Below are 25256 nucleotides of genomic sequence, written 5' to 3'. Positions count from 1 at the left end.
GTCCTGAAAACCCGGACGAATTAATCCAATGGAAAAAACATCACACATCAAGACAATGAAAAAAGTTGCCTTACATGGCCTAACCGTAAAAAGTGATTCCGAAAAATACCTTACACAGATTATTGACAGACTGAATAAAGAAGGTGTAGAAATTTGGTATACTAAAATATTTCAAAGTCGAAATAGCATCTTTATTGATGATACATCAAAGCTTACGGATGAACTCACACCAGACTTTGATGCCGTCTTTAGCTTGGGTGGTGACGGTACTTTTCTGGAAACACTTCTTTGGGTGGGGAAAAGTGAAGTACCAATCCTAGGAATCAATATGGGTAGGTTGGGTTTTCTTGCGTCAATCGCGAAAGAGTATATCAAAGAATCACTTTACCTCCTTTTTAAGGGAAATTATGAAATAGAAAGCCGGGCTCTTCTTTCATTAGAAACGGATTTGGAGCTATTTAAAGGCAAAACCTATGCACTAAATGAATGTGCAATCCTAAGGAAAGATACCTCTGCTATGATCATGGTCAAATGCTATATTAATGATCAATATCTAAATACCTATTGGGCCGACGGACTAATGGTTGCAACACCAACTGGATCCACCGGATATTCATTGAGCTGTGGTGGTCCACTGATGATGCCTGATTCCAAAGACTTTATCATTACCCCGGTAAGTCCTCATAACCTAAATGTTCGCCCATTGATAGTATCTGACGATTCGGAATTAAGATTTGAAATTGAATCCAGAAACAGAAGCTTCCTTATTTCTCTAGATTCAAGATCTGAGACCGTTGAAAAAGACGTACATATTGTTGTAAAGAAGGCTCCATTTCAAGCAAAACTTATCCGAATTGAGGGTATAAACTTTCCGGATACTATCAGAAATAAACTGGGATGGGGGTTCGATAAAAGAAACTAAAGTTAATTTAAGCCATTTTTTTGGCGAAAAGGTCTTTTTTTAAGATGAAGTAGTACATTCTTTAGTTACTTTTATGCGTTGAGAATTAAGTGTTTAAGTGCCTTCTTCTCGTCAAGAATAATCAAAAGCATATTTTTGTGTTTTTAAAAGAGTAAATATGAAACTCAAAAGTCTTTTAGTAATTATCCTTTCTATAGCCATGCTGGGGCTAGCGGATAATGCCGAAGCGCAACGAAAAAATAAATACAAGGCAAGAAAAAAGACCAACAAAAAAGTCTCTCATTACAAAGGTGGAGTGCGGGGATACGGGAGATTTGAACCCTATATCTTTGTTGGTGCCAATGTAAACGCTGGTAACTATTTTGGCGATCTTGCACCAGTAAATAAAGCAGCTAGTACCGATGTATCGTTTACGCGTCCCGGATTTGGCTTATATGGTGGTTATAAATTCCATCACTCAATTGCAGTGACTGCAGGTTTAAACTGGGTGAGGGTTTTTGGGGATGATTTTGCCACAGATCCTGGTTCTGAAGATGGATTTCCACGATATGCCAGAAACCTTAGTTTCAGGAATGATATAAAGGAATTTCGGGTTGCGATGCAAATATTCTTGATTCCAAATTACGGTGGGCCTAATCAGCGACTCCCTCTCAATGCTTATTTATCACTAGGTGCCGCTGTATTCCACCATCAGCCAAAGGGCAAGGTTCCGAATTTCGATTATCAAAGTGAAGGAATTAATGCGACAACCCCCGCACCTCAAGCTGGAGAGTGGGTAAGTCTAAAGCCACTTGGAACGGAGGGGCAAAATTTAGGTATTGTTGAGCCTTATAAAAATATTGAATTTGCTATTCCTGTCGCAGTAGGGGCACAAATGCGGATACCAAATACAGAGCTAACTGCAGGGCTAGAGTTTGGCTTTAGGTACCTGTTCACAGACTACATTGATGATGTGAGCACCAATTACGTTAGTCTCGACCAATTTGGAAGTGATGACCTGGCAAGGATAATGTCTGATCGTGCATCTGTTCCATTCAGCTCAAAAGGTGAAGCAAGGGATTTAACCAATCTTCGAATAATAAATAACTCCGGATTTCACAATTACTACATTGAAGGAAACGTTGGTACAGGTATTGCTGGCTCCAAGAGGGGTAACCCAGATAACAATGACATGATTTTTATTACACAAATAAAAGTCTCTTATGTCTTGGGAGGAACCACGCGCAAAAGAGCGAAATACAGATGATATTTTGAAAAAATCCTTATCAGCAGTATTCATATTAGTCTCCCTAACGGCCACATCACAATTTATTGAGTTTGGCGGAGGATTAGGTACTATGAATTATTCAGGAGATATAGTGAGAGGTTATAGCTTCAGCACTTCATCTTTAGCAGGAACAGGATTCTACCGTATGAATTTCTCAGAAATCTTTACAGTTAAACTGGCTTTGACCGTAGGGAAAGTAAGAGGTTCTGAAACCCCTATTGACGCATTTGCTGTAGAGAGAGCCCATTCGTTTAACTCGACAGTCATTGAAGTTTCTTCCGTATTTGAATATCACTTTTTAGATTTTAAAAACGAAGACTCACAGGTAAACTACTCACCTTACATTTTTGGAGGAATTGGATTTATCAATTTCAGTGATGCACCGGAAAATGAAGGAGTCGGAAAAATACAACCTGTGCTTCCCATGGGTGTGGGGTTTAAATACCTTTTTCAAAAAAGGTATACCATCGGACTCGAGGCAGGAGCACGCAAAACCTTTTTTGACTATTTAGACGGCATCTCAGACAATGACCAGAGGATAAAAGATTATCAATATGGTAACCCAAAAGACGATGATTGGTACTTTTTTACAGGAATAACTTTCAGCATAACCCTGTTTAATGTTCCTTGTCCTTTCCCTTATAGACCTAATCAATCAATTCTTTCTCGTTAATAGAAGTTAAATCATTGGTTTACATTCCCTTTAAGTAAAAAAAAGCCCATTTTTGTAGCCTTTTTGAAAATGGAGTTGGAGGAACTGAAAAACCAAATATCAAGTACTAATATCCCGGAACATATCGCAGTGATAATGGACGGGAATGGCCGGTGGGCGCAGAAGCAAGGAGTCAAACGAATTTTTGGCCACCAGAATGCTATAGAGGCAGTAAGGAACGTAACAGAAGGGTCTGCCGAATTAGGAGTTGGTTTTCTTACTCTTTATGCATTCTCAACTGAGAACTGGGAGAGACCCAAGTATGAAGTAGATGGACTTATGAATCTTTTAGTCAATACAATAAAAGATGAGTTGCCTACACTTCAAAAGAATAATATTAAACTGACAACCATAGGAGATACATCTGCATTGCCCGAAAAAGCGCAGACAAAACTAAAAGAAGCCATTGAGCTGACGCATACAAATACTGGAATGACGTTGGTATTGGCACTTAATTATAGTGGGAAATGGGATTTAGTTCAGGCAATGAATGCGTTGTTAGAAAAAGGCAAGACTGAAATCGAACCTTTTGATATAGATAGTCATCTATCAACTGTAGGTATTCCTAATCCGGACTTGTTAATAAGAACAAGTGGTGAAATGAGGATTAGCAATTTTTTATTGTGGCAGATGGCTTACACGGAATTACATTTTACAGAGGTACTGTGGCCTGATTTTAGAAAGAAAGATTTATACGAAGCATTAATTTCCTATCAACGAAGGGAAAGAAGATTTGGAAAGACGAGCGATCAAGTGAAAGCATGAAGAAAATACTAATTATAGTTTTAACCCTGGCAGCATTTTGCGAGACACATGCACAGGTGGTTTTTGGTAGAAACCCAAATAATGCTGGCAATGGGGTTTCAATCAACTATTCCAGTCCTAAGGAATATGAAATTGCCGACATTGAGGTGCGAGGCGTCCAATTTCTGGACAACAATGCGTTAATCTCTCTCTCCGGTCTTCGGGTCGGGGACAAAATAAAAGTGCCTGGCGATGAAATCACCACTGCAATTAAAAAGCTTTGGAATCAGGGAATCATAGGAAACGTTTCTATATACGCTTCGAAAGTTGAGGATGATAAAGTTTGGTTAGTGATAGAACTTACTGAGCGACCAAGACTAACAAAATACATCATTGAAGGTGTGAACAAAACCAAGCAAGGCGAAATAGAGGATAAAATCGGGTTAATAAAAGGTAAAGTGCTCACCGATGTGGTAATTAAAAACACTGAGCTTGCTGTCAAAAGGTATATGGAAAGCAAGGGCTTTTTGAATGCTGATGTAAGAGTATTTCAGCAAAATGACACTATATTAAGAAATAGCGCCTACTTAAAAATTGTTATTGATCAGGGTCAAAAGGTAAAAATTAGAAATATCCGTTTTGAAGGTAACGAACAATTTACCTCTGCAAAGCTTAGATCAAAGTTTAAAAGCACAGGGATGGTTCCTAAGTTCTCGCTACCAACCGAAATAATTGAAAATACAGCGAAATTGATGTGGCCTCCAAACCTCATTACCTTCATCAAAGGATCAGAAAAAGTATCAAAGGAAGAATTTAGGGAATATATGGCTACTCATGTAAACCTAAATTTCTTCAAGTCTTCCAAATTTGTAAAAGAAGACTATGAAGCCGACAAAGACCTACTGATTGGTTTTTACAATTCAAAAGGATATAGGGATGCTGAAATCGTGGCTGACACCACATATGACATCTCTAATAAGTACATGAGTATTAATGTATCGGTTGATGAAGGAGATAAATATTATTTCAGGGATATATCATGGAGTGGGAACTTTATTTATACCGATGAGCAACTTCAAAGGATTTTGGGTATAAAAAAGGGTGATGTTTACGATCTAGACCTGGTTAACAAAAAGCTAAATTTCAATCCAACCGGGGCAGACATCAGCTCACTTTACATGGATGATGGTTATTTGTTTTTTAGCATCACACCAGTTGAGATCGGAGTTGCTCAGGACTCAATAGACCTTGAGATGAGGATTTATGAAGGTGCCCAGGCCACCATTGATAAAGTAATAATAAGTGGGAATGACAAAACCAATGACCATGTGATTTTGCGTGAGCTAAGGACACAACCGGGAGATAAATTTAGCCGTGCAGAATTAATAAGAACACAACGAGAGCTCTCACAACTGGGATACTTTGATCCCGAACAGGTAAACCCCGTGCCAGTTCCCGATCCCGTTAATGAAACGGTTGATATCGAATGGCAGTTGGTGGAAAGGTCAAACGACCAGATTGAGCTTTCTGGAGGATGGGGTGGAGCCTTTGGCTTTGTCGGTACTTTTGGACTTACTTTTAATAATTTTTCTGTTAGGAATATTACTAAACCAGAACACTGGAGAGGTTTGCCAGTAGGTGACGGACAGAGTCTTTCACTCCGCTTTCAGGCAAACGGAAGAGCTTTTCAAAGCTACTCATTTAGTTTTGTTGAGCCGTGGCTTGGGGGTAGAAAGCCGAATTCGTTTGGATTGAGCTTCAGTAAATCAATCCAAAGATCCATTGATAGACGGATAGATAGAACTGTGGGATGGCTTAAAGTGACTGGGATTTCGGCATCACTTGGAAGAAGGGTAAAATGGCCGGATGATTTCTTTACAGTAAGCACAGGAATATCCTATCAGCGCTATGATCTTTTCCAATTCCAAAGCAGAGCCTTAGGCTTCCAGACAGGAGATGCAAACAGTTTTACATTCAATACAACATTTGCGAGGAACTCTATTAACCAGCCAATGTATCCGCGAAATGGATCAAGTGTCTCATTGAGTGCATCATTCACCCCTCCTTACTCGTTGTGGAGAAATCTAGATTATGAAAATGCAGCTCCGGAGGATCGATATAAATGGCTGGAGTATCACAAGTGGAACTTTGATAGTAAGTACTTCCTAACCTTAACCGGCAAACTGGTTCTTTCTGCCAGAGCTCACTTTGGGTACTTGGGCACATATACCAGCAAAACGGGAGTTGGTCCATTCGAAAGATTCCAGCTTGGGGGTGACGGTTTGACTGGTCAAAACTTCTTGCTCGGAACTGATGTTGTTGGTTTAAGAGGGTATCCAAATAACTCAATTACTCCGTTCGATCAGGAAAACAACATCGAAGGAGGTACCTTATTCAATAAGTATGTAATGGAGATCAGATACCCAATTTCATTGGCTCAATCTGCTACAATCTATGCACTTACATTTGTTGAAGGGGGCAATAACTGGGATCGATTTGCTGAGTTTAACCCATACAACATAAAAAAATCTGCAGGTATAGGCCTTAGAATCTTTATGCCAGCGTTTGGATTAATGGGAATTGACTGGGCATATGGATTTGATCGGGTGCCGGGAACGCTTGAAAATGCCGGTCCGCAGTTCCACTTCTCTATTGGCCAACAGATTCGCTAATAATAGTGTCTAAACTATAATACCATGAAAAAGATATCGCTGTTGTTATTTGGTCTGATTTTAAGCACAGTTACATTTGCGCAAAAATTTGGGTATGTGGATACCCAATATATTTTAGAAAAAATGCCAGAGTATAAAGATGCTCAGGCGGAGATTGAAAAGCTTGCCAAGGGCTGGGAAGTAGAAATCCAGCAACTCTATCAGCAAGTAGAAGCCATGGAAGTGGAGTTAAAGGCTGAAGAGGTGCTTTTGACCAAGGAAATGTGGGAAGAACGAAATGCTGAGATTGAGAGAAAGTGGCAGGAAGTAAAAGAGTACCAGCAATCGATTTTTGGTTTTGATGGCCTTTACTTCCTTAAGAAGAAAGAACTGGTAAAGCCAGTGCAAGATCAGGTATTTGAAGCCGTTGAAAGGGTCGCTAAAAATAACCGACTGCAAATTGTTTTTGATAAATCAGGAGATTTGGTGATGATATATACTGATCCTATCCATGATTACACTGATTTTGTATTAGAAGACCTTGGATTGGTAGAAAATCAAAGTGTGGGAAATAATTAAGCACAAAAATTGTAATCTAATTGAACCAACGGGCAACAGCCCAAACCATAAAACGAAAAGTTAATTGATATGAAAGCTAGAATTTTATTAAGTACTGCCCTTGCTGTAATTGGATTTGGGGTGATGGCGCAGTTAAAAATAGGCTACACTAACGTAGAATATGTGTTGAGCCTGATGCCTGAAGCAAAACAAATTGAAAGTGAGCTGGCAGCTTATGACAAGCAGCTATCTACTCGTCTTGAGGCCAAATACAAGGATTATCAAACGAAAGTTGCGGATTACCAGAAAAATGCTCAAACCTATTCAGAAGATGTACGCATAGATATCGAAAGTGAGATCATTGAAATGCAAACTTCCATTCAGGAATTTGAAGCAGATGCACAAAACAGAATGGTACAGAAAAGAAACCAACTGTTGCAGCCCGCTTTCGAAAAAATCGGAACGGCTATCGAGCAGATTTCTAAAGAGAATGGATACACGCACGTATTTAATATGACTGCAAGTGGCCAAAGCATCCTTCTTTACGCACGTGAAGAAGACAATGTAACCAATCTTGTATTGAAAAAATTAGGAATTGATCCGCCAGCCGGCAATTAAAGGCTGACATAAATTATTGATTTAACCCTTTCGGTTCATCCGGAAGGGTTTTTTTATGCGATCACTATTCCAAACACAAGCCCACCTAAAATAATGAGTGGTGTTGGAATTTTAGTAAAGTGCATCATCCCTAATGTGCCAAAAAGAAGAATAAAATTGATCGCTTTTTGCTCCATTGGCATAAACAACAAAAAAGCTGCAGCGATCACCATCCCTGCACTCACGGCAGTAATCCCCTCCAGGGAGGCTTTGACCAAACGATATTTTTTGAGTTGCTCCCAGAATCGGATAACGAAGAATATCAAAAATGTCCCCGGGAGAAAAATACCTGCGCTAGCCATACTTGCTCCTAAAATTTGTCCCCCAACTCCAAATTCCCTGGCACTCAATGCACCAACGTACGCACTAAAGGAGAAAGTTGGGCCGGGAATAGCCTGTACAAACCCATAACCAGATATAAACTCTTGTGAGGTCAGGTATTCTTTAAACTCCACAAACTCCGTATAAAGCAATGGTACCAGCACCTGGCCACCACCAAAAATCATACTTCCATTACGGTAAAAGTTCTCAAATAATTTAATGGGCTGATATTGTGTGACACCCCCTAAAATCGCAGCAAAGACTAGTACCGAAATCCATAATATTAGGTTTGCCCATTTGATTTTTATGCGTTCCTTTTCTTCTATCGGCTGCCTTTTATACTTCCATGTTGTAGCCAGGCCACCAAATATTATTAGCGCTGGAAAAGCATATGGAGATTTAAATGCAAAAGAGGCAAAAGCTGACAGGATCATTAATCCAACCCCAATCTTGGTGTTTACAACCGTGACAGATATCCTGTAAGATGAATAGGCCACTATTCCCACCGCAATCGGCTCGATAAATCTTAAAAAATCAAGCGAAAAATCCAGGTCTTGAGCCGTGGTAACCAATATGGCAAGTGCGGTCATGATACAAAAAGCCGGGAACATCCAAACCAGAAGTGTGAGATATGCGAGATTTGGACCGCCAATTTTAAAACCTAGGGCAGTTATAGTTTGGGTCGAAGTAGGCCCAGGAAGAATCTGACAAAGTGCATACAATTCGATAAGGTCTTCCTCTGTTAGGTAAGCTCGCTTGCCAACTAGCAAATCCAAAAACATTCCGAAATGACCCTGAGGACCGCCAAATGCGGTGAGGGATAAGACAGAGACATCCTTTAGAAAGATGATATTTCTTACACGCCTAATGGACATTGGCTTAAGACTTCAGTCCTATTTCCCTTAGCCTTTCATCTAAGAATTCCCCGGCAGTAATATCTTCAAAAGATTTTGGTTGTTCTTCTGTTATGCAACTCTCTAAGCAAGAAAGGTCCATTTCAGAGACCGGATGCATAAAGAATGGAATGGAGAATCTGGAGGTGTGCATCAGCTCTCTAGGCGGATTCACCACACGATGAATCGTGGACTTAAGTTTGCCATTAGTGTGACGCTCCAGCATATCTCCTACATTCACAACGATTTGATCCGGGAGTGCGGTAATCGGAATCCATTTACCATCTCTCCTAAGCACTTGCAGTCCATCAGCACTGGCTCCCATCAAAAGGGTAATCAAATTGATGTCACCGTGCTCTGCAGCTCTTACTGCATCCGGAGGAAGCGAATCCGGATCTTCAATAGGGAAATAGTGGATGGGACGAAGAATGCTATTCCCCGCTCTCACTTTATCGTCAAAATAGTTTTCCGGTAGTTCCAGGAAAAGTGCGATTGCCCTCAACATCTGCACACCTGCCTGTAGCAAGGTCAGGTAAGCTTCCGATGTATATTTTTCTAATTCTGGCACTTCGCTCGGCCAAATATTATCGGGATAATCTGGTCGCTGGTTTTGAGGTGGCTGACCCACATGAAAAAATTCTTTTAAGTCCCCCGTATTTCTACCCTTAGCCTTCTCTCGCCCTTTACTGATATAGCCTCTCTGCCCGGCCAGCTCTTCCTTTTCATATTTCTTTTTTACTTCATCCGGAAGACGGAAAAATTTCTCAACAGCCTGATATAAGTTTTTGGTGAGATCATCTGACAGCCCATGATTTTTGATAGATACAAAACCAATATTTGTATATGCCTTGCCAAGGGTTTTTACAAAATCCCTTTTCTGATCTGGTGTCCCGCTTGTAAAATCCGCCAGATCAAGCGAGGGAACTTTATCATATAATATCTCTGCCATATAAGGTTGGTTAGTATCTACAATTTAATTCAGAATAAAATGAACTGAAAATCAATTCAAAATACTTCTTAATACTTCCAAAGATTTTGGTTTTGCAATATGCGCATGATGTTGATAGTAATTAAGTATCTCATCAAGCACCTCATTTCTTGAACTTCTTGACATCCCCAAAGAGATGCCATATGGCTCATTCATCAATTTTTCCATCCGGTGAAATTCATCCGATGATGGAGCTAAACGATCTGTTGAGCTATACATCCTATCTATCTCATCAATAGCATAGCCAAGAAACGGACCTATCTTCAATAAGAATTGCAAGTGAAAATTGGCCGCATTTTCTTTCAGGCCATCAAATGCTTTTATTGACTCCTCAGCAAAGGTAAAAAGCTGAGGGTTTGGCGACTGTTCGGATTGCAGCAATTTTGAAAACACTTCACTTAAAAAAAGCGTGATGGCACTCTTCATTGGATCATGATGTAAGTGATGAAGTGGATAGTGACTTTTAAACTCAGAAATGCGTTGCAAGTCCCGAGACTCCTTCACGTACAATACCAAATCAAGAATTGAAAATGGCTGAAAGTGACCTATACTTTTCTTTGTCTTCTGACTTCTGATTGAATTGACAATGTAAGACCCATAGCCGTTTTCTTCGGTAAAAACCCTTACAATTATTGATGTATCACCATACTTGATGTAGCTGAGAACGATCCCTTTCGATTTTACTATCATCAGCGAACTACAGCAATTTTACCAACATACGTGTCCACACCATCTCTGGAAGAGCTAAAAAACAAGTAAATACCTGTAGCAACCTTACCTCCTCTTTGGTTCATCAAATCCCATGAAGCAGACCCTCCATTTGCTTCAAGTTCTGTAACCAAATTTCCACTCACATCTGTCACTTTTACACTCACATTTCTCGCAAGGCCCGTTAGTCCCACTAACCCACTATATTCCGGTCGCACAGGATTGGGGAAAATGTTCACATTTCTATGTACTCTGCTACCGTTAGATGATGAGCTGCGAAAAGAAACCATTCCTCTATATGTCTGAATAAATACCTCTCCGTTGCTGCCATTATACTCCATCTGGATAATTGTGTCTGATGGTAGCGGGCTATTGGCTGTATTAAAAACCGCGACTTGATTGGTGGTGTTTTCATCATAAATCCAGATACCATTATTGGTCCCAAACCATATCCGGTTTCCACCATCAGTCATTACGGCATTAATCTGTTCACCTTCAAAGAGTACCCTGTTTTCAAATATGGGGAGTATAGCATCTGAAGCGTCAAAAATGAATGAGGCACTTAAAAATTGCGCTGGTCCTCTTGAAGTTGCCACCCATGCATTGTCTTCTATGCTGATGTCAATATCAATAAATGTAGAAGGCAAACCATCAGAAGTGCTGATGATGTCTGCATTAATTTCTTCAGGCTCCAAAACGGTGATGGTGCCAGACGATGACCCTAACCACCCAACCCCAAGATCAGAAAGATCGATGGTCAAAAACTCATCATCAAATAATTGTGCACTGGTAAATGAGCTCCACTCACCATCTTGATCCATAAGATGTATAGGGCTCTGATTCCCAAAGGAAGAAACCCACAACTTATCGCCTCCGGCAAGTGCCGTAATCATGGTGTCGTATTCGCTCACACCAATATTCTGAATTATTGTGTTTTTCAGTTCATCATAAATTCCATCTCCAATTGAGCCAAAGTAAAAGTTGCCATTGAATCTGGCGACATCTGAGACATTTGTGAAATTTGCAATACTTCTGTCTTCCCATACCCCTCCCGAAAAAACTGAAAAAGATGGTTTCTGTGTGGATCCAGTATAGGAGAATGGAGAGGGAGCATGAAATCCGTAGAGGGAATTTTGAATAACGCGGAAGTTTGAAAAATCATCCTCCAGTGGCCCGTCAGGGGACAAAGCATTTCCGGCCTGATCAATCAAGCCTTGAATACCGTCAGCAAAGAAAAATTGATCTCCTGATTTCGCAATGTCATTAGCATTTGATGCAGTTGTTGAAAAAACCGGCTCGAAGACAGCACCATTGAAACTGAAGACTACCCCTGAATCATCAATTGTCATCAGTACTTCGCCCACCGCAAAAAGTCCACTTGTTCCTGATGGTAAATCAACCCCTGTATCATTCCATGTTGAACTCAGATTTAATAGGTCAGTCCCTGATGTAGCATAGATATCATTATTCACTAAAGTCAGGTTTTCATATCCTGAACTCCCAGCATACCGGTTCCAATTATTGAAATCAAGTAGGTTTCGATTAAAGTCACCGGACTGTATGCCTTCACTCGTTCTGACAATGAGCGATTCATTTCCGAGAAGAATCTGTGAAATTTCTACCTGATTACCACCACTTCCTATTTGAACAAAGTTATCACTAACCTCAGCTTCTGCTGTGTTCACAACTATGATTCCCACATCTGTGGCCAGATATGTTTTGCTAGTTCCAAACGCAATATCATTGATGGTTTTGTTGATATCCAGATCGCTGGTGGCCAAATCGGAAATAGACAGAATTCGATCTTCAAAAACAAAGTCGATGAAACCTGAACGATAACCAATAACTAAAACATTTGCACTTTCATTGTATGCCAGAGCGGAAATACCAACATCAGAAAGTCCATCAATCTTAGATAGTTTTCTGGTCTCTCCGGTACTTAACTCCCGGGAGAAAAAACCATTTTCCGCAGCACAAAAGATTTTCTCCGGCGTGACGGCCAAATGCTTTGCATTTCTATAGCTAAAATGGGTACGCCAGGTCCCCATAGCAATGTCCTGTGCCAAGAGACTTCCAGACAATGTCAGGATCAGGCTACTTAGTACCCATTGCCTCAAAGAAGCAAGATCTGCAAAGCGCTTCATAAATATCCTTTTCTCCTAAAACTATTGTTTGCTTGGATTTAGTACGTCGGTGCGAGTAAGATGCGACATTTCCACACTTCATACAAACAGCATGAACTTTAGTAATGTATTCCGCTATTGACATCAAAGCATCCATCGGTTTAAAAGGTTTACCCTTAAAATCCATATCAAGACCGGCAACAATCACTCTTTTCCCCTGATTAGCTAAATCATTCGCCACCTTCACTATTTCTTCATCAAAAAACTGTGCCTCATCTATTCCTACCACCTCACAGTTTCCTGATCTTAACAAAATGTCATTCGCAAAATTTACAGGGGTAGAAGGAATTGAAGAATCTTTATGTGAAACAATTTTCACCTTATCATAGCGCTTATCCACTGCAGGCTTAAAAATCTCCACATGCTGATTCGCAAGCATCGCCCGGTTCAACCTTCTAATCAATTCTTCTGTTTTACCGGAAAACATGGACCCGCATACGACCTCAATCCATCCTCCCCGGCGTAAGGTTCCTTTTCCAATATGTGGTTCTACAAACATTCTATTCTGAATAGGTCAAATGTGGCAATTGCGTCTCCTTTGGCACTTCTAAGGTAACATCTCCGATAACTTGCGCCTGGCAAGTCAAACGTTCATCGTCCCGCAATTTATTCAATTTAGCATATTGCTCTTCAGGCCGAGTACGAAGCGTGAGATTATCCATTCCATGAAGAATTCTACCTTTACAAGTAGTGCATCTTCCCTTAGCTCCACACGCATGCATCCAGTCTGTTGCAGATAGCAAAATATCAAGCAAACTTTCCCTTTTATCCTCACAATGAATAGATTTACTTTGTAGGTTGGCTATTACGACTGTTGGCATACGTTATCAAATTTCAAGAATGCAAAAGAAACTAAACGAAGACTTTATAGACGGTTATTGTGAGAAATTTGCTTCCAAAGTAACTGCCGATTTTTTCAAAGGTGGGAAAGAGGTTATTACCGGAAAGGAAATCTTAAAGGCTACACCATCCAAGCAAGTCAATTTCTTTGTTATCAAGTTGCTATTCAGGTATTGGCAGGAGGAAACAAAAAAACTTGAAAGCCCTTTCTTCAATTACAAACATGAGGAGGTGCGACAAGCCATGATCCAGTTCATGAACGTGCTGTCTCAACATATTGAAATCAACCAGGAAAAATTTGAAACACTGCTCAATCATGCTGTGAAAGACACTATTTATTTGGCAGCCATGCCACAGGCCTATGTGGAAATAGACTTAGATAGTCGCGGTGTAGAGACCATCAAAGAGAAATCGGTTGAGGGTACGGTCAAATACCTGAAAATCCACAAAAAGGAAATACAAAACTTCCTTTCGGATATGAAAGGGCTTACTATAGATGACGTGATCGATGAGCTCCCTGAAGAATTTGACGATTTTGATACCACGGAAGCTGTGAACGAAGAGTGTGCTTTGCTCTCTCAGGTATTGGAAATCACTTTTGAAAAAGTTTTCTCAGACGATCCTGAAATGGATGAGTTTGACGATGACGATGATCTTTTTGCTCCTGGAGAGGAGGATTTGGTTGAAGAAAAAAAATCCACAAAGACCACCGCTCCAGATGTTCAGTTAGAAAGTGAAGGTGTAGAAATAAACACCGATGATGAAGCAATGGCTGAAGAAGACATTCAGGATGATCATACTTCCGATACTGCTGAAACCATGGTAGAGGAGAAAGAGGAAGCTAAAGATGAAAGCCCTGAAGAACCAGAGCCTGAAGAAGAGGAAGAACCAAAAAAAGAAGTGCGAACTCCGGTAATGCTGGAAGACGATGATCGGGAAGATGATTTTCCGGAAGAAACCATCAATAAGCAATTTGAAAAAGAAGAGGAAACGCTGGCGGAGCATCACGAAAAATCTTCTAAGGAAGGTGGTATCCTTGAATTGATCTCACTCAATCATCGGTATATGTTCATCAAAGAACTCTTCCTAAACGATAAGAACGAGTTTGAAAACGCCCTCTACGAGCTGGAAGAATTTGATTCTTTCGATGAATCCGTAGAATTTCTGGTACAGGGATATGCCAAGCACAATGACTGGGACATGCAGTCTGATGAAGTAAAGGAGTTTTTGAAGGTGCTGTTTAGAAGGTTTAGGTAACTTGATCCCATTTACTTTGAGGGAGTCAAGCGGCCCCTTCCCGTGACACTCTTAAAAGCTATACCACCTCAAAAAAAGAACAATTGAACATAATTCCAGTTAGGGAAAAGTAAGACGAGAATTATCCTTTATTTTTAACCTTGCACATGAGTTTGCCTAACCAACAAATAGATCAGGACCAATTGGTCACACGCCTAAGAGCAAAACAGGCAGACGCATTTAGCTATCTGTACGAAAATTATTCAGCAGCTATATATGGTTCGATCTCCCGAATAGTCAATGATGAAGACGTGGCACAGGAAGTGCTTCAGGATGCCTTTATGAAATTTTGGGATAAAATAGAACAGTACGATGCTTCAAAAGGCCGATTCTTTACCTGGATGGTGAATATTAGCCGTAATCTGGCGATCGATAAATTGCGATCGAAAGAAATGAAGAAGGTTGGGAAAACCGATAATATAGAAACCTACGTAACTGGTATTGAGCGATCGAAATTAAACCACCTAAATGTCGATGGCATTGGCTTGAAAGAGACGCTTACCAGCCTCCGGGATGAAGAAAAATTCATCTTAGAGATGGTGTATTTTAAAGGCTATACCCAATCAGAAATTTCGGATGAATTTGATATTCCACTCGGCACGGTAAAAACACGCCTGAGAATGGGGTTGAAGAATATGAGAAAAGTATTGCAAGTAGAGTGAACATAGAAGAATACATATCGTCAGGCATACTGGAAGCCTATGTGATGGATCAGCTTTCGCAAGCTGAGCGCACAGAGGTGGAGCAGGCTGCCGCTAAGCACCCTGAGATCAGGGAGGAGCTCAACAAGATTGAGCTTTCTATGGAGACACTTGCATTTGCTACCGCAATAAAACCTCCGACTGAAGTCAAGGACTCTCTAATGCAAAAAATAAGTGGAGCTGAGAAACAGAAAGAAAAAGAAACACCGGTAGTACCAATGCAGCCTGATAGAAGCTTTGGTATTCTGAAGTTTGCTGCTGCAGCCTCAGTAATTATAGCACTTGGTTCTGCGGTGATGGCTTTTACTTACTGGAAGAAATGGCAAAGTGCTGAAAGTAGGTTGTCGGATTTAATAGCACAAAATGCCCAGTTTGCTGAAAATTATAACCAGGTGAACCAGCAACTGGATAATATCCAGGATGCTGTTGCCATCATGAACAACACAGCCTACAAGCGAGTGGTGATGGCAGGAACTGACAACTCACCGGAGGCTCAAGCAACCGTATACTGGAACGAGGCAACAGCAGATGTTTACTTAAGTATTCAAAACCTTAAAGAACTTTCACAAGATCAGCAATACCAGCTTTGGGCCATAATTGATGGTAAGCCCGTGGATGCAGGGGTCTTTGATCCAAACAACGGCAACTTCTTGGTACAGATGAAAAACATCACTTCCGGAGCAGCAGCCTTCGCAGTGACCATTGAGCCTCGTGGTGGTAGCGAAAACCCATCGCTTGAGACCATGCAGGTGGTGGGAAATGTTTAGACAGGCATTTAATTGAAGACAGTTTTCTATTCCTAGTCAAAGTGGAACCCTACGAATTCGTAAAGAGAGGGTACTAAAAGTAACCCTCTTAGAGATTTTGCAAAAGCGATTAACAACAGTTCATCCCGGTCAATGCTAGTTCTTTAAATGTTAATTATCTGAAGATTCCGTTGATATAATTCTTTTAAAAAACAATCGGGTGATAAAAATTCCATCCCCGTCACTTTGTCCTCCTCCTAAACCCTTGCTAGTCCCTGCATCACTTTCAACTCCACTGGCAACAAATGCCAACTCCCATCCTAACTTTGTAAGATTATTGATTTTGGAGGTGATCAAGGCATCATTGGAAGCAATGTTTTGAAAATTAATCCCTGTAAGACTGTAAAAATTCAAGAGTAAAGCTTCATTAAATTCGTCTACTTTAATGTCCTTCCTATCAGAGTCCATGTTACTTTTCTTACCATCTGTTCTATCTGCAGCGTAATCATCTACATTCAATTCAGTACCTGTTTCTATGATTCGAGACCTTCCAAGACCACCGGGGACTATGGATTCAATAATGGTTACAACTTTGAACTCCACCATGTTTTGAGCAAGGGAAGTGTACGAACAAAATAGCACCAGAGATGCAATCAGAATCTTTTTCATTTTATTAAAGTTTATGTGACTGAAATTAGTAAATAAGTACATATTTATTGACAGCTACATTCTCCAGAAATAATAAATAATGTCATATGTTTATTCAGCCTTAGGTGAAGTCTTTGAAACCATTACTGACAAGACCCTTGCTCAGCGGACACACTTTTCGTATTCTTATTCAACGTGATCCAGTCAGATTTTTTGTTGCAGTCATGGCACAGTGGTACGATACGCCAACTGTTGTCCCCGGCTTTACGCTTTACATGAGCTCCTACTTTGGCCGGATTGGTGCAGCTTTTTGTTCGGCATATCCCTACATCCTCTTTGGTGATGCGTTCCCAGTGCTTCAGCCAGGAGCTACAACACTCGCAGGCCCGGCCAGAATTTCGATGAATGACTTTTACTTCCATAGCATTAGTAAGATAAGTCAGCTTTACTGAAAATTGGAATGACCCTTTTCTTACATTCCAAAATAAGACTCAATAACCATTCGCATACTGCTGTCACTCGATAACTACCTTTTACTTGATCACCACCAGACCCGAAAATTGCTGCTTCTCATTGCTTACTACTACCTGATAAATGCCTTGTTCCAAGGCAAGTTCCTTCGTTGAAAGGACATGTGACCATTTGCCATCAACAGCATTTGCTTTTTTACTATACAAGATACGTCCATCTAGGGTATAGATATTTATCTCGACCGGGCCTCTTTTTGACAAATCCGCAGTGAGCGTAAACCAACCCTCACTGGGATTAGGAAATATGCTAAGCCGATTAGCTCCCCGATACGGGTTATGCACACCTAACACTACCGGGGTTGTTGCACCATAAAGATCAAAAATTGAAAGTGAAATTTCATTGATTTTAACTTCATATTCATCTACCGCCGGCGCAAAAGACAAGGAAGACTCATAAAAACGCAATTCTAAACCGGTGATCATATCTCTATCTTCTTTGGGTAATTCATGAATTGAAATGGACACCACACCCCCAACAGGTATATATGTTCCCAAATCAATCTCAGCAACGGCAGATTGCAGGATAACATTTACGGCACGTGCATCGAGTTTAAGGTTTAAAAATTTATAATGTGTCCAGGGCTGCTCGTAGAGTTCTGTAGTATACCTCACATAGTCATCCGTTGCATCCCCATCGGTCACCAGATTAAATCCAATTAGATTATCACAGGGAGTACTACTACAAAAGCCTGGATCACGAGCGCTTATATAAAGCTCAGGCGTATCTTTGCCTTCACCTCGAAGCGTACTTCTATCATATACATCTGTCTCAAAGTCAGCAATGATCACTTCATCTGTTGCTCCAGAGCCAGACGTACAGTGTGATGGCATACAGAGCATCATAGTTGGGCTTTTGTACTGATGGTCTAATCCATTTAAATCCACATCGTCAAAATACTCAGTGGCTTTATGGTGGACGTAAAGAATGTTATCATGGATGAAATACTGTTCGTCTGGATTGGTCACCAAGTCCCAAATGTCGGTTGCATATGGAACTGAGGTTCCGTCTTCATAAACGAGATTCACTTCACTTGGCATGTGTGTAAATGCCGAGATCACCCGATGATCTTGTCGTGCCCATTGCAGATAAAACGGCATTCGGTGAGGCGTTCTGTGAAACTGCCAGATATACATTTCTGTTCGTTGGGCCATGTCATTGTTTGTGAATACCACCGGTTGCATGATGTGATCATCTCTCCCAGCATCTAGTACCATTGCTGGGTAATTGTCTCTTTCAAATTCCTGAGGCATGCCGAGATATCGCGTGCCGTATACTCCTGTTCGCTCGGCCGTTCCCCAATCAGGTCTCATGAACATGGTGCCTACATCCAGGTCGTGTGTGATTACCGCATCCCAATCGGCTACTAGCATATCCGTAGATTCAAATTGTGCATTAAATGCTTGGTCTCTAATAGCCATCGGATCATCATCATAATCCTGGCTCCATTGTAAAAGAGGCACGAGTCTGGAATTGGGTACTCCGGTTACCGACCCATCAAAATCAATTAGTCCTGAAGCGAAGTTGTGATCAACATGAGTAAAAAAATCAAAGTCCACTTTTGAAGCATGAGGTGTCCCGGTCGCCCACGTGATCCCCCTCGACCAATGAGCCGGGCTTTTTCGATGCGCTCCGAAGATGCCTAGGCCTACCGTATTCTCATTATCAAAGCCGGCAAAGTGTACATTATCCAATCCAGATGGCCCGTCGTAAAGAATATGCCCATGCAAAAGATTCCTCCTTTCGGTATGATCGAGTTCTAAAACAGGTAGTGAATAAGATACCGACATATCTTCCTGATTCTTTCTAGGCGCACCTACATTGGCAGATTGACCAACAATAAGCGAGTTTCTCAAGATTTGATTGAATGAAAAAAAAGCATTGGAATGACTGTTTGCCAACCTGCAATTTTCAAAATACATGGTACCCGCCCGGGTCCAAATGCCCCGAGAACCAGCCTTAAATGAAGTAAACTCCTCTACTAGGAGGGTGGTACCTGGTGGAAGTGGCGGTCTGTATTCTTTGTATCCGGTAAATTCTTCACCTACATCTACCTGACCATTCCCATTTTCATCATCCCAAAAAACCGTTGCATCGATGGCCAGGTTAGTAAAATTATTGGAGTGACCTCTGTTGTTTCTAAATTCGCGAATTGGAAGATCTCCGGGAACAAGAGTGGAACTTGGATCACCAATTACATATTCCAGAGCCAGCATCCAAAAGCCTGAGCCTTCCGAGCCAGCCGCTGCATTGTTAATGAACGTATTGTCCGGGTTAGTGATCCAAAACGTAGCAGGGAAGTGCCTGGAATGATCATCATCTTCCAACCGGTCATGTCTTTGCACACGTTCATCCCATTCAGGTTTTCGTGTGAGGACGCCCAGGTTGTGATCGAATATATTGCCTCGCTCACTTCCGGCTTCCATAAAAAAGCCATGGCCAATATGATCGTAGGCCACTATGTCCTGGATGAGTGCATTGCTAGTATGATGAACAGTCATTACCCGATTAAAAGAATGATGAACACTGCTATTTTTAAAATATTGCCCGGTAACGTCATGTGCATGGTGCCAATGAAAAGGATATCTTCCCAGCAACCCCTTTTGACCCATATGATATAACTCTACCCCTGAGATATAAGCGCTGGAACCCATATCCTTTACTATAATGTGGCCACCAAACCCCTGTTCATCGGCTCCTTCTCCCCTGATAAGAATGTTATGTGTAAGCAAGCCCACCTCTGCTCTTTCGTCTAGTTCGAAAGTGCCTCCATGATAATACTGCATCTCACCATAGTGAAGTGTATCGAGTGGCACATCGAGGTGAATTGTTCTGCCTGCTCCGGTTACTTCCGTAATGGTCCTTATCTCAGCTTGTAATGCACTGTAATCAGTAGAAGCGATGATAATTTCATCTCCCACTCTCCAATCGGTGGCATCCACCACCTGAATATCCGTTGATCCTGCATCTGCTGTGGCCGATAGTTGTGTCCAGGAAAGCCTTTCTTCCCCATGCATGATAATAGACCCTTCTTCAATAGCACCAATAAACTTGGATCCGATAGTGTGAATATCAAGTACAGGGTCATTTCCGCGAAGCGTGATTACCCCCTTGGCAGTGTACGGATCAGTCACTGTCCCCCAAATAAGCTTTGCTCCATCACCCCATACCAGAATATAATTGGTAGTCAAATAGATGTCCTGATCATTCTTAGCAATTAGCTCACCATGTACAATGATGGATTCTACCTCTACGTCTTGATCAATATAAATAATCACTTCGGCAGGGATTTCCACCTCATCACCAGGTCCTGGAATAGTGCTTCCAGTCCAGGAATCGGGATCTGACCAAACCGGATTGGATGGATTATTCCTTGCAATAATTTGAGCAACTATAAAACCTGGCACAAGCAGAACCAAAATAGCTGAGGCTAGGAATCTTGTTAGGGTAGTGCGGCAATTCTTCTCAAGAAGAACCGCATAGATGGTGAGTTTCATTGAGGTATACCAGGTAAGTATTGTGAAATCAAAACTTGATAAAGTACAATAAATATAACCTAATTATCTAACAGTCAGATAATAACCAGTCTTCAACAGCTATTAGGATTTTAGTTCAGCACAATGGGGTGATCTTTCCGATTATTGGAACTTACTTCAACAGCTCAATCAACACCCGATTATATTTATAAATATTGATCAACCTGAGGTTTAGGTGAATGCGAGGGTTTTTATAATCTTTTTTTAGGTATGAGGTCATGAGGTAGAGGTGCTCGATGAGCTCACCAATGCTAAACCCTTGAATGGGCTTAACCTTATAGCGAGTAACCAGTTCTTCCTGTACCTTTTTTCGGGAAAGGAGCGTGTAGGGAATCTCAAGTTTCACAGCAGCTGATAACTCTTCAATCTCCAACATTTGTAACATCTCGATTCTACGGGCATCATCTATATCCTTGAGTTTCACATCTTGCAGGAATTTATCATTGAGTTTGAGTTCTGTTCTTAAGGCCCTCTTCAGTGCAGCGCGCTTCTGTTTTAGTGCTGCCGCATCGTTGGCTACATCATAGATCTCTTTGATTACAGACATAGGTGATTTTTGAAATTAGTGCTGAAAAGTACTAAACACTGGTTTAACCAAGTAATATTATGATAAGGATCAAAACAGTAAATCATCTTATTATTGCAGCCCATGCTCCAATTTTTCAAAAAGAAACCGAAAGAAAAACAACCACCACAACTATTCGATATGGAGGGAAATCTTATTCAGGAAGGTGATGAGGTAATGGCTCTTCGTTATGAGTTAGGCAAGTGCAAAGTAGAACTGGAAGGCCTACAGTTTTTCTACGTTTCAATACACTCCGGGAAAAAAGTCAGCTACGTTAAAATGATTGATGCGATTACCGGAAATCAGAAGGTGAAGAAATCGGACTAACTAACTAGTAGAAATCTCCTTCCTCAGTTTCTCAATATCCTGCAAATAAATTTGCTCCAAAACCTCTACATAAGGTCGCTGGTGAAAATATCCTTTCTTGAAATTGACCTCTGCTTTTTCCAGCTCTTTTAGTGCCAAATCAAACTGACCCCTGGCTACATAGATGCGTGCTTTATGGTAGAAACCATCGGAGAGTTGAGGGTAATATTTTAGTACTCTGTCAAACTCCGCCATAGCATCATCGAATCTGTTTAGCTGCATCAGGGAAAGTCCTCTGTATAGCATAGCGTATACATCCACCCAGGACTCACCTTCTACTTCTATGACTTTATTAATGTATCTATCGAGAAAATCAAGGGCGGTCTCATATTCCTTCAATCCATAGTAGCTAATGCCGCGCATGTAATCGTGACTTTGTCCCTGGGAGAAATCCACTTGTCCATTGACTTCATCTCCCAGATTAAAATCTGCAATTGCACGCTCATAGTCACGGTAAAAATAGAGATATAGATACCCGCGAAACCCGGCCCATTTCTCGGGATGCCGCTCCACAGCCTCACCATAGAAATAGTACATTTCATCCAGGATAGCTCTTTTTACACGTGCAGTCCCCAACTCCCTCCAGGTTCCTGCATCAGTAGAATCAAGAGCTAGCGCTTCCTTCTGGTGCATCTGTTCACCCACGCTTCCTTGATAATTGGAGTAAAACCCTCCGCTTCGTATCTGTGGAGCATACTGTTCTTTCTCCTCTTCTGTAAGCTCCTTTTTGTACCATTCTCTCTGAGTACAGGAAGTGCCAACTATCAGGAGCGCACTAAGGAAGTATATCGATGATTTGGCCATTGTCAATATTAAATGTGATATAGAAATAGGCGTCCCGCACCTCGTCTCTTATTACTACCGTTCGCCAGTCTTCAAGTTTTTGCAGAATACCGTATAAATGATCGATGGTCTCCTGATGAAACTCCATCGGCTGATAATTTAAATCATAACCCTCGGCCACAAACCGTCCGGCTTTTCCTTCGCAGTTCACCACGAAACGGAATACCAGTCTGCCACTTTGATCAAATAGTTTGGCCTTGTCAAGATTGGAATAAATAGTATCAAGCATTGCTCGCTTGCTGTGCAAATACCTTCCGTCCGGAGTGGAATTATAATAGTCAGCTATACGTCTTTCATGTCCACAAATTTTGAAATTTGAATCATCACTGATTGTTTGATTCGGGTCAATCCAGCCAACCCTATGTTCTCCATGATTGGCTCGTTTTTCAAATTCTTTCAGCGACATTTGTTCAATCAGCTCTACCTGTCGTCTATAAGAAGAGCCCTTAGTATCTGCTCCGTAGAATCCAATACCCTGAACATAGTAGGAGTTCGTCAATCCTTCATTTAAAATTGAATCTGTATCGGCCTTCCGATAGTTCCAGTCATATCGAAATACTTTAGCTGGCTTATCCATTATCATAGTGTCAGCCACGGCTAGCTGATTTTCTGTATAAATATACTTTTCACCATCCCACTCGTATTGCTGCTGATACGGCTCCTCTTTTTCTCCTTCCCAGACTGAGTGGCTATTATTCAGAAGCTCTAGCTCGGTGGTATCCGTCACATTCCTGGAATTGATTCCACTCACAACCGCCAACTTATTTTCGTCAACGCTATAAAAACGATTATTAATCAATTCAAAACCGGCATTGTATCCCTCGGTCATGAAAAGAGTATCGTTTCGCTTTATATACTTTGTATATTCTATTTCCGTGCCCGGAAAGGCGTCAGGATTGTTAGGATAGTAGTGGAGGTAATATTTACTTACAAAACCTTCCTCAAACACATCTTTAGGTGGATAGTATTTAAATACCGGATGATTTTCTGATTGCTCGCTACACCCCAGAAGCAGGGGCATAAAAATTAGGATGCTTAGTCTTTTCAACTTAGGTGATTTTGAAATACTTGCCAAAATACAAAAATGAATGATCTTAAATCCGCTTTTTGAGAATCATTAACATTTTGTTAGGAAATATAAAACCCCGGTCATCCTCATGACCGGGGCATCTATCACCAACCAGCTATAAATCGTCAACACGATCTATAATTGTGTCTTCTAGCTACGAAGTAATCATCTGCTTTGGATTCCACTGCAAAAAAATTATCCCTCCAATCTTTTCCTGATGTCACGAGTGGTGCGTGGACCTAGTTCATAGCTTGCTTCCAGGGACTCCTCCAGCAGGACTTTTCCCACCTCCATATTCGCCGCGTCATATACTACTCCCATGTGATAAATCACATCGGGCTCATAAGTTTTGCCCCAAACATTAGCCTTATAAATAGCTACCGCCTCATCTGTCTTGCCTTGCAAGTGCATGGCCCATGCCAACCAATCATAGCTGGCAGGAGTGGGTCTTTTTGAAATTTCTTCCTTTGCCAATTCAATCGCCTGAACAAAAGCACCATCTTCAGCATATAATTCAATCAAATATTTGTTGTACATGCCCAGATATTCGGGTCGGGTTGCTTCTGCTACAAATTGATCTTTCAGACGCATTGCAGCATCTTCATGACCTTCCAAACTATATAGTTCGGCCAGTTGAAGGTTATAATCCGGCATTGCAGATCTTTTTCGGAGAGTTTCTAAAATATTGATCGCTTCTACCGTCTTTCCATCATGGGAATAAGCAACCCAGGCAATACCTTTCAGGGCATAATCATACGTTGGTTCCAGCTTCAAAACTTCCAGGTACTTTTGGTACGAATCGTTGATACGCCCGGCATGACCATACATGTCACCGAGGTTAGCAGCGGCCCAAAGGAGACGCTCTTCCTGATGATCCTTGATAAGGCTGTGCGCTTCCTCCATGTAAAAAATCGCTGAATCAAGATTTCCTTCATAGTCTTTGTATTTAGATAGGCGAACCAAATAATCAAAGGAATCCATGCGCTTGGTTTTTTTCAAAATAGTGTTCGCCAACTTATAATTGCCTAGCTCCATTTCTGCGTCGAATTGCATGAGTAGTGCTCCATACTTTTCGTCCGTGAGCTCCCGGGCCTCCACAGCATATGCAGCGGCAGACTCAAAATCGTGTTTCTTTATGGAAAGACTGCTAAGACTTAGAAGACTTGGAACCTTCCATTGTCCTTTCGCTATTTTTTCTGCTTTTAAAAAGGTGGAGTCGGCCTTATGCAGATAGCTAATTTCACCCGTTTTCTCAAATAGCTCATGGTAGGTAGCACCCAGTTTTTCATAGAAGGTAAATCCTTTAGGTTCTGCTTCTATTTTATTTTTCCAAAGTGCTTCTTTTTCAAGTATTGGATTTATATCCACGAGTGCAGATGAGAGGTATCGGTTATAATCTTCATTTTGGCTGATTGGCTCTGCCGATTGCTGGCTACAGCCCATTGCAAAAAGTAAGATTGATAGATGTAAAATCGATTTCATAGCTTTTGGTTTTAGAGATAAAAAATAGAGAG

Annotated in this window: 24 protein-coding genes; 12 read left to right on the top strand and 12 right to left on the bottom strand. The window is 41.1% G+C overall.

From position 1 onward, the window contains the following. The first annotated feature begins 28 nt into the window (after window positions 1-28). The 7 genes from RIC88_RS18665 to RIC88_RS18635 all read left to right on the top strand — a co-directional run bounded on the left by RIC88_RS18665 (window position 29) and on the right by RIC88_RS18635 (window position 7472). Window positions 29-922: an NAD kinase gene (locus RIC88_RS18665; protein WP_350219087.1), complete on the top strand. Its 894-nt coding sequence runs from the start codon at window positions 29-31 to the stop codon at window positions 920-922. Between the two features lie 157 nt (window positions 923-1079). Beyond that, window positions 1080-2168 carry a hypothetical protein gene (locus tag RIC88_RS18660; protein ID WP_350219086.1) on the top strand — a complete coding sequence of 363 codons (1089 nt, stop codon included), beginning with the start codon at window positions 1080-1082 and terminating at the stop codon, window positions 2166-2168. Continuing rightward, window positions 2125-2862, top strand: coding sequence for a type IX secretion system protein PorG (gene porG / locus RIC88_RS18655; RefSeq protein WP_350219085.1), 738 nt, complete (start codon window positions 2125-2127; stop codon window positions 2860-2862). The genes RIC88_RS18660 and porG overlap by 44 nt, the downstream gene beginning before the upstream one ends. Window positions 2863-2931: 69 nt before the next feature. Next, window positions 2932-3666 carry an undecaprenyl pyrophosphate synthase gene (uppS, locus tag RIC88_RS18650; RefSeq protein WP_350219084.1) on the top strand — a complete coding sequence of 245 codons (735 nt, stop codon included), beginning with the start codon at window positions 2932-2934 and terminating at the stop codon, window positions 3664-3666. Further along, window positions 3663-6317, top strand: a complete 2655-nt coding sequence (locus RIC88_RS18645; RefSeq protein ID WP_350219083.1) for a BamA/OMP85 family outer membrane protein — start codon at window positions 3663-3665, stop codon at window positions 6315-6317. The genes uppS and RIC88_RS18645 overlap by 4 nt, the downstream gene beginning before the upstream one ends. 24 nt (window positions 6318-6341) lie before the next feature. Next, on the top strand, window positions 6342-6875 hold the full coding sequence (locus RIC88_RS18640; RefSeq protein ID WP_350219082.1) for an OmpH/Skp family outer membrane protein: 534 nt from the start codon (window positions 6342-6344) through the stop codon (window positions 6873-6875). A gap of 69 nt (window positions 6876-6944) precedes the next feature. Continuing rightward, entirely contained in the window at window positions 6945-7472 is a 528-nt protein-coding gene (locus RIC88_RS18635) for an OmpH/Skp family outer membrane protein (protein WP_350219081.1), read from the top strand. A 53-nt stretch (window positions 7473-7525) separates the two neighbouring features. On the opposite strand, the gene chrA is transcribed toward RIC88_RS18635, so the two are convergent. Genes chrA through RIC88_RS18605 form a run of 6 tightly spaced genes read right to left on the bottom strand, consistent with a single transcriptional unit; the run spans window position 7526 to window position 13425 of the window. Next, entirely contained in the window at window positions 7526-8707 is a 1182-nt protein-coding gene (gene chrA, locus RIC88_RS18630) for a chromate efflux transporter (RefSeq protein WP_350219080.1), read from the bottom strand. Window positions 8708-8711: 4 nt separating this feature from the next. After that, complete coding sequence (locus tag RIC88_RS18625) at window positions 8712-9674, bottom strand: isopenicillin N synthase family dioxygenase (protein ID WP_350219079.1); 963 nt, start codon at window positions 9672-9674, stop codon at window positions 8712-8714. A 51-nt stretch (window positions 9675-9725) separates the two neighbouring features. After that, entirely contained in the window at window positions 9726-10403 is a 678-nt protein-coding gene (recO, locus tag RIC88_RS18620; RefSeq protein WP_350219078.1) for a DNA repair protein RecO, read from the bottom strand. Then, window positions 10403-12565 carry a type IX secretion system anionic LPS delivery protein PorZ gene (gene porZ / locus RIC88_RS18615; RefSeq protein ID WP_350219077.1) on the bottom strand — a complete coding sequence of 721 codons (2163 nt, stop codon included), beginning with the start codon at window positions 12563-12565 and terminating at the stop codon, window positions 10403-10405. Before porZ ends, recO begins: the two co-directional genes overlap by 1 nt. Continuing rightward, window positions 12516-13103, bottom strand: coding sequence for a thymidine kinase (locus RIC88_RS18610; RefSeq protein ID WP_350219076.1), 588 nt, complete (start codon window positions 13101-13103; stop codon window positions 12516-12518). Before RIC88_RS18610 ends, porZ begins: the two co-directional genes overlap by 50 nt. A 1-nt stretch (window position 13104) precedes the next feature. Next, complete coding sequence (locus RIC88_RS18605) at window positions 13105-13425, bottom strand: 2Fe-2S iron-sulfur cluster-binding protein (RefSeq protein ID WP_350219075.1); 321 nt, start codon at window positions 13423-13425, stop codon at window positions 13105-13107. 19 nt (window positions 13426-13444) lie between these two features. Between RIC88_RS18605 and RIC88_RS18600 the strand changes: the two genes are divergently transcribed. The 3 genes from RIC88_RS18600 (at window position 13445) to RIC88_RS18590 (ending at window position 16208) form a co-directional block, all read left to right on the top strand. Next, complete coding sequence (locus tag RIC88_RS18600; protein WP_350219074.1) at window positions 13445-14701, top strand: DUF8457 domain-containing protein; 1257 nt, start codon at window positions 13445-13447, stop codon at window positions 14699-14701. Between the two features lie 146 nt (window positions 14702-14847). Next, window positions 14848-15402, top strand: a complete 555-nt coding sequence (locus RIC88_RS18595; protein WP_350219073.1) for an RNA polymerase sigma factor — start codon at window positions 14848-14850, stop codon at window positions 15400-15402. Beyond that, entirely contained in the window at window positions 15399-16208 is an 810-nt protein-coding gene (locus tag RIC88_RS18590; RefSeq protein WP_350219072.1) for an anti-sigma factor, read from the top strand. The genes RIC88_RS18595 and RIC88_RS18590 overlap by 4 nt, the downstream gene beginning before the upstream one ends. A 150-nt stretch (window positions 16209-16358) precedes the next feature. On the opposite strand, the gene RIC88_RS18585 is transcribed toward RIC88_RS18590, so the two are convergent. Next, a complete protein-coding gene (locus tag RIC88_RS18585) occupies window positions 16359-16856 on the bottom strand; it encodes a hypothetical protein (RefSeq protein WP_350219071.1) in 498 nt (165 codons plus the stop codon). A gap of 203 nt (window positions 16857-17059) precedes the next feature. Between RIC88_RS18585 and RIC88_RS18580 the strand changes: the two genes are divergently transcribed. Next, window positions 17060-17287, top strand: coding sequence for a hypothetical protein (locus RIC88_RS18580; protein ID WP_350219070.1), 228 nt, complete (start codon window positions 17060-17062; stop codon window positions 17285-17287). Between the two features lie 81 nt (window positions 17288-17368). Here RIC88_RS18580 and RIC88_RS18575 read toward each other — a convergent pair whose 3' ends face one another. Both RIC88_RS18575 and RIC88_RS18570 read right to left on the bottom strand, forming a co-directional pair. Beyond that, the gene (locus tag RIC88_RS18575) at window positions 17369-20860 is read right to left on the bottom strand and encodes a G8 domain-containing protein (protein WP_350219069.1); all 3492 of its coding nucleotides are present in this window, start codon (window positions 20858-20860) and stop codon (window positions 17369-17371) included. Between the two features lie 151 nt (window positions 20861-21011). After that, the gene (locus RIC88_RS18570) at window positions 21012-21446 is read right to left on the bottom strand and encodes a hypothetical protein (RefSeq protein ID WP_350219068.1); all 435 of its coding nucleotides are present in this window, start codon (window positions 21444-21446) and stop codon (window positions 21012-21014) included. Window positions 21447-21548: 102 nt separating this feature from the next. On the opposite strand from RIC88_RS18570, the gene RIC88_RS18565 reads away from it, so the two are divergent. Next, window positions 21549-21791: a hypothetical protein gene (locus tag RIC88_RS18565; protein WP_350219067.1), complete on the top strand. Its 243-nt coding sequence runs from the start codon at window positions 21549-21551 to the stop codon at window positions 21789-21791. Here the strand turns inward: RIC88_RS18565 and RIC88_RS18560 are convergent, their stop codons facing one another. The 3 genes from RIC88_RS18560 to RIC88_RS18550 all read right to left on the bottom strand — a co-directional run bounded on the left by RIC88_RS18560 (window position 21792) and on the right by RIC88_RS18550 (window position 25224). Beyond that, on the bottom strand, window positions 21792-22634 hold the full coding sequence (locus RIC88_RS18560; protein ID WP_350219066.1) for a tetratricopeptide repeat protein: 843 nt from the start codon (window positions 22632-22634) through the stop codon (window positions 21792-21794). Continuing rightward, a complete protein-coding gene (locus RIC88_RS18555; protein WP_350219065.1) occupies window positions 22606-23721 on the bottom strand; it encodes a hypothetical protein in 1116 nt (371 codons plus the stop codon). Before RIC88_RS18555 ends, RIC88_RS18560 begins: the two co-directional genes overlap by 29 nt. Window positions 23722-23937: 216 nt before the next feature. Then, window positions 23938-25224, bottom strand: coding sequence for a tetratricopeptide repeat protein (locus RIC88_RS18550; RefSeq protein WP_350219064.1), 1287 nt, complete (start codon window positions 25222-25224; stop codon window positions 23938-23940). Window positions 25225-25256: the final 32 nt, after the last annotated feature.

Source organism: Ekhidna sp., assembly GCF_040220215.1.
Classification (GTDB): Bacteria; Bacteroidota; Bacteroidia; order Cytophagales; family Cyclobacteriaceae; genus Ekhidna.
This window is presented reverse-complemented; position numbering and strand designations above follow the sequence as displayed.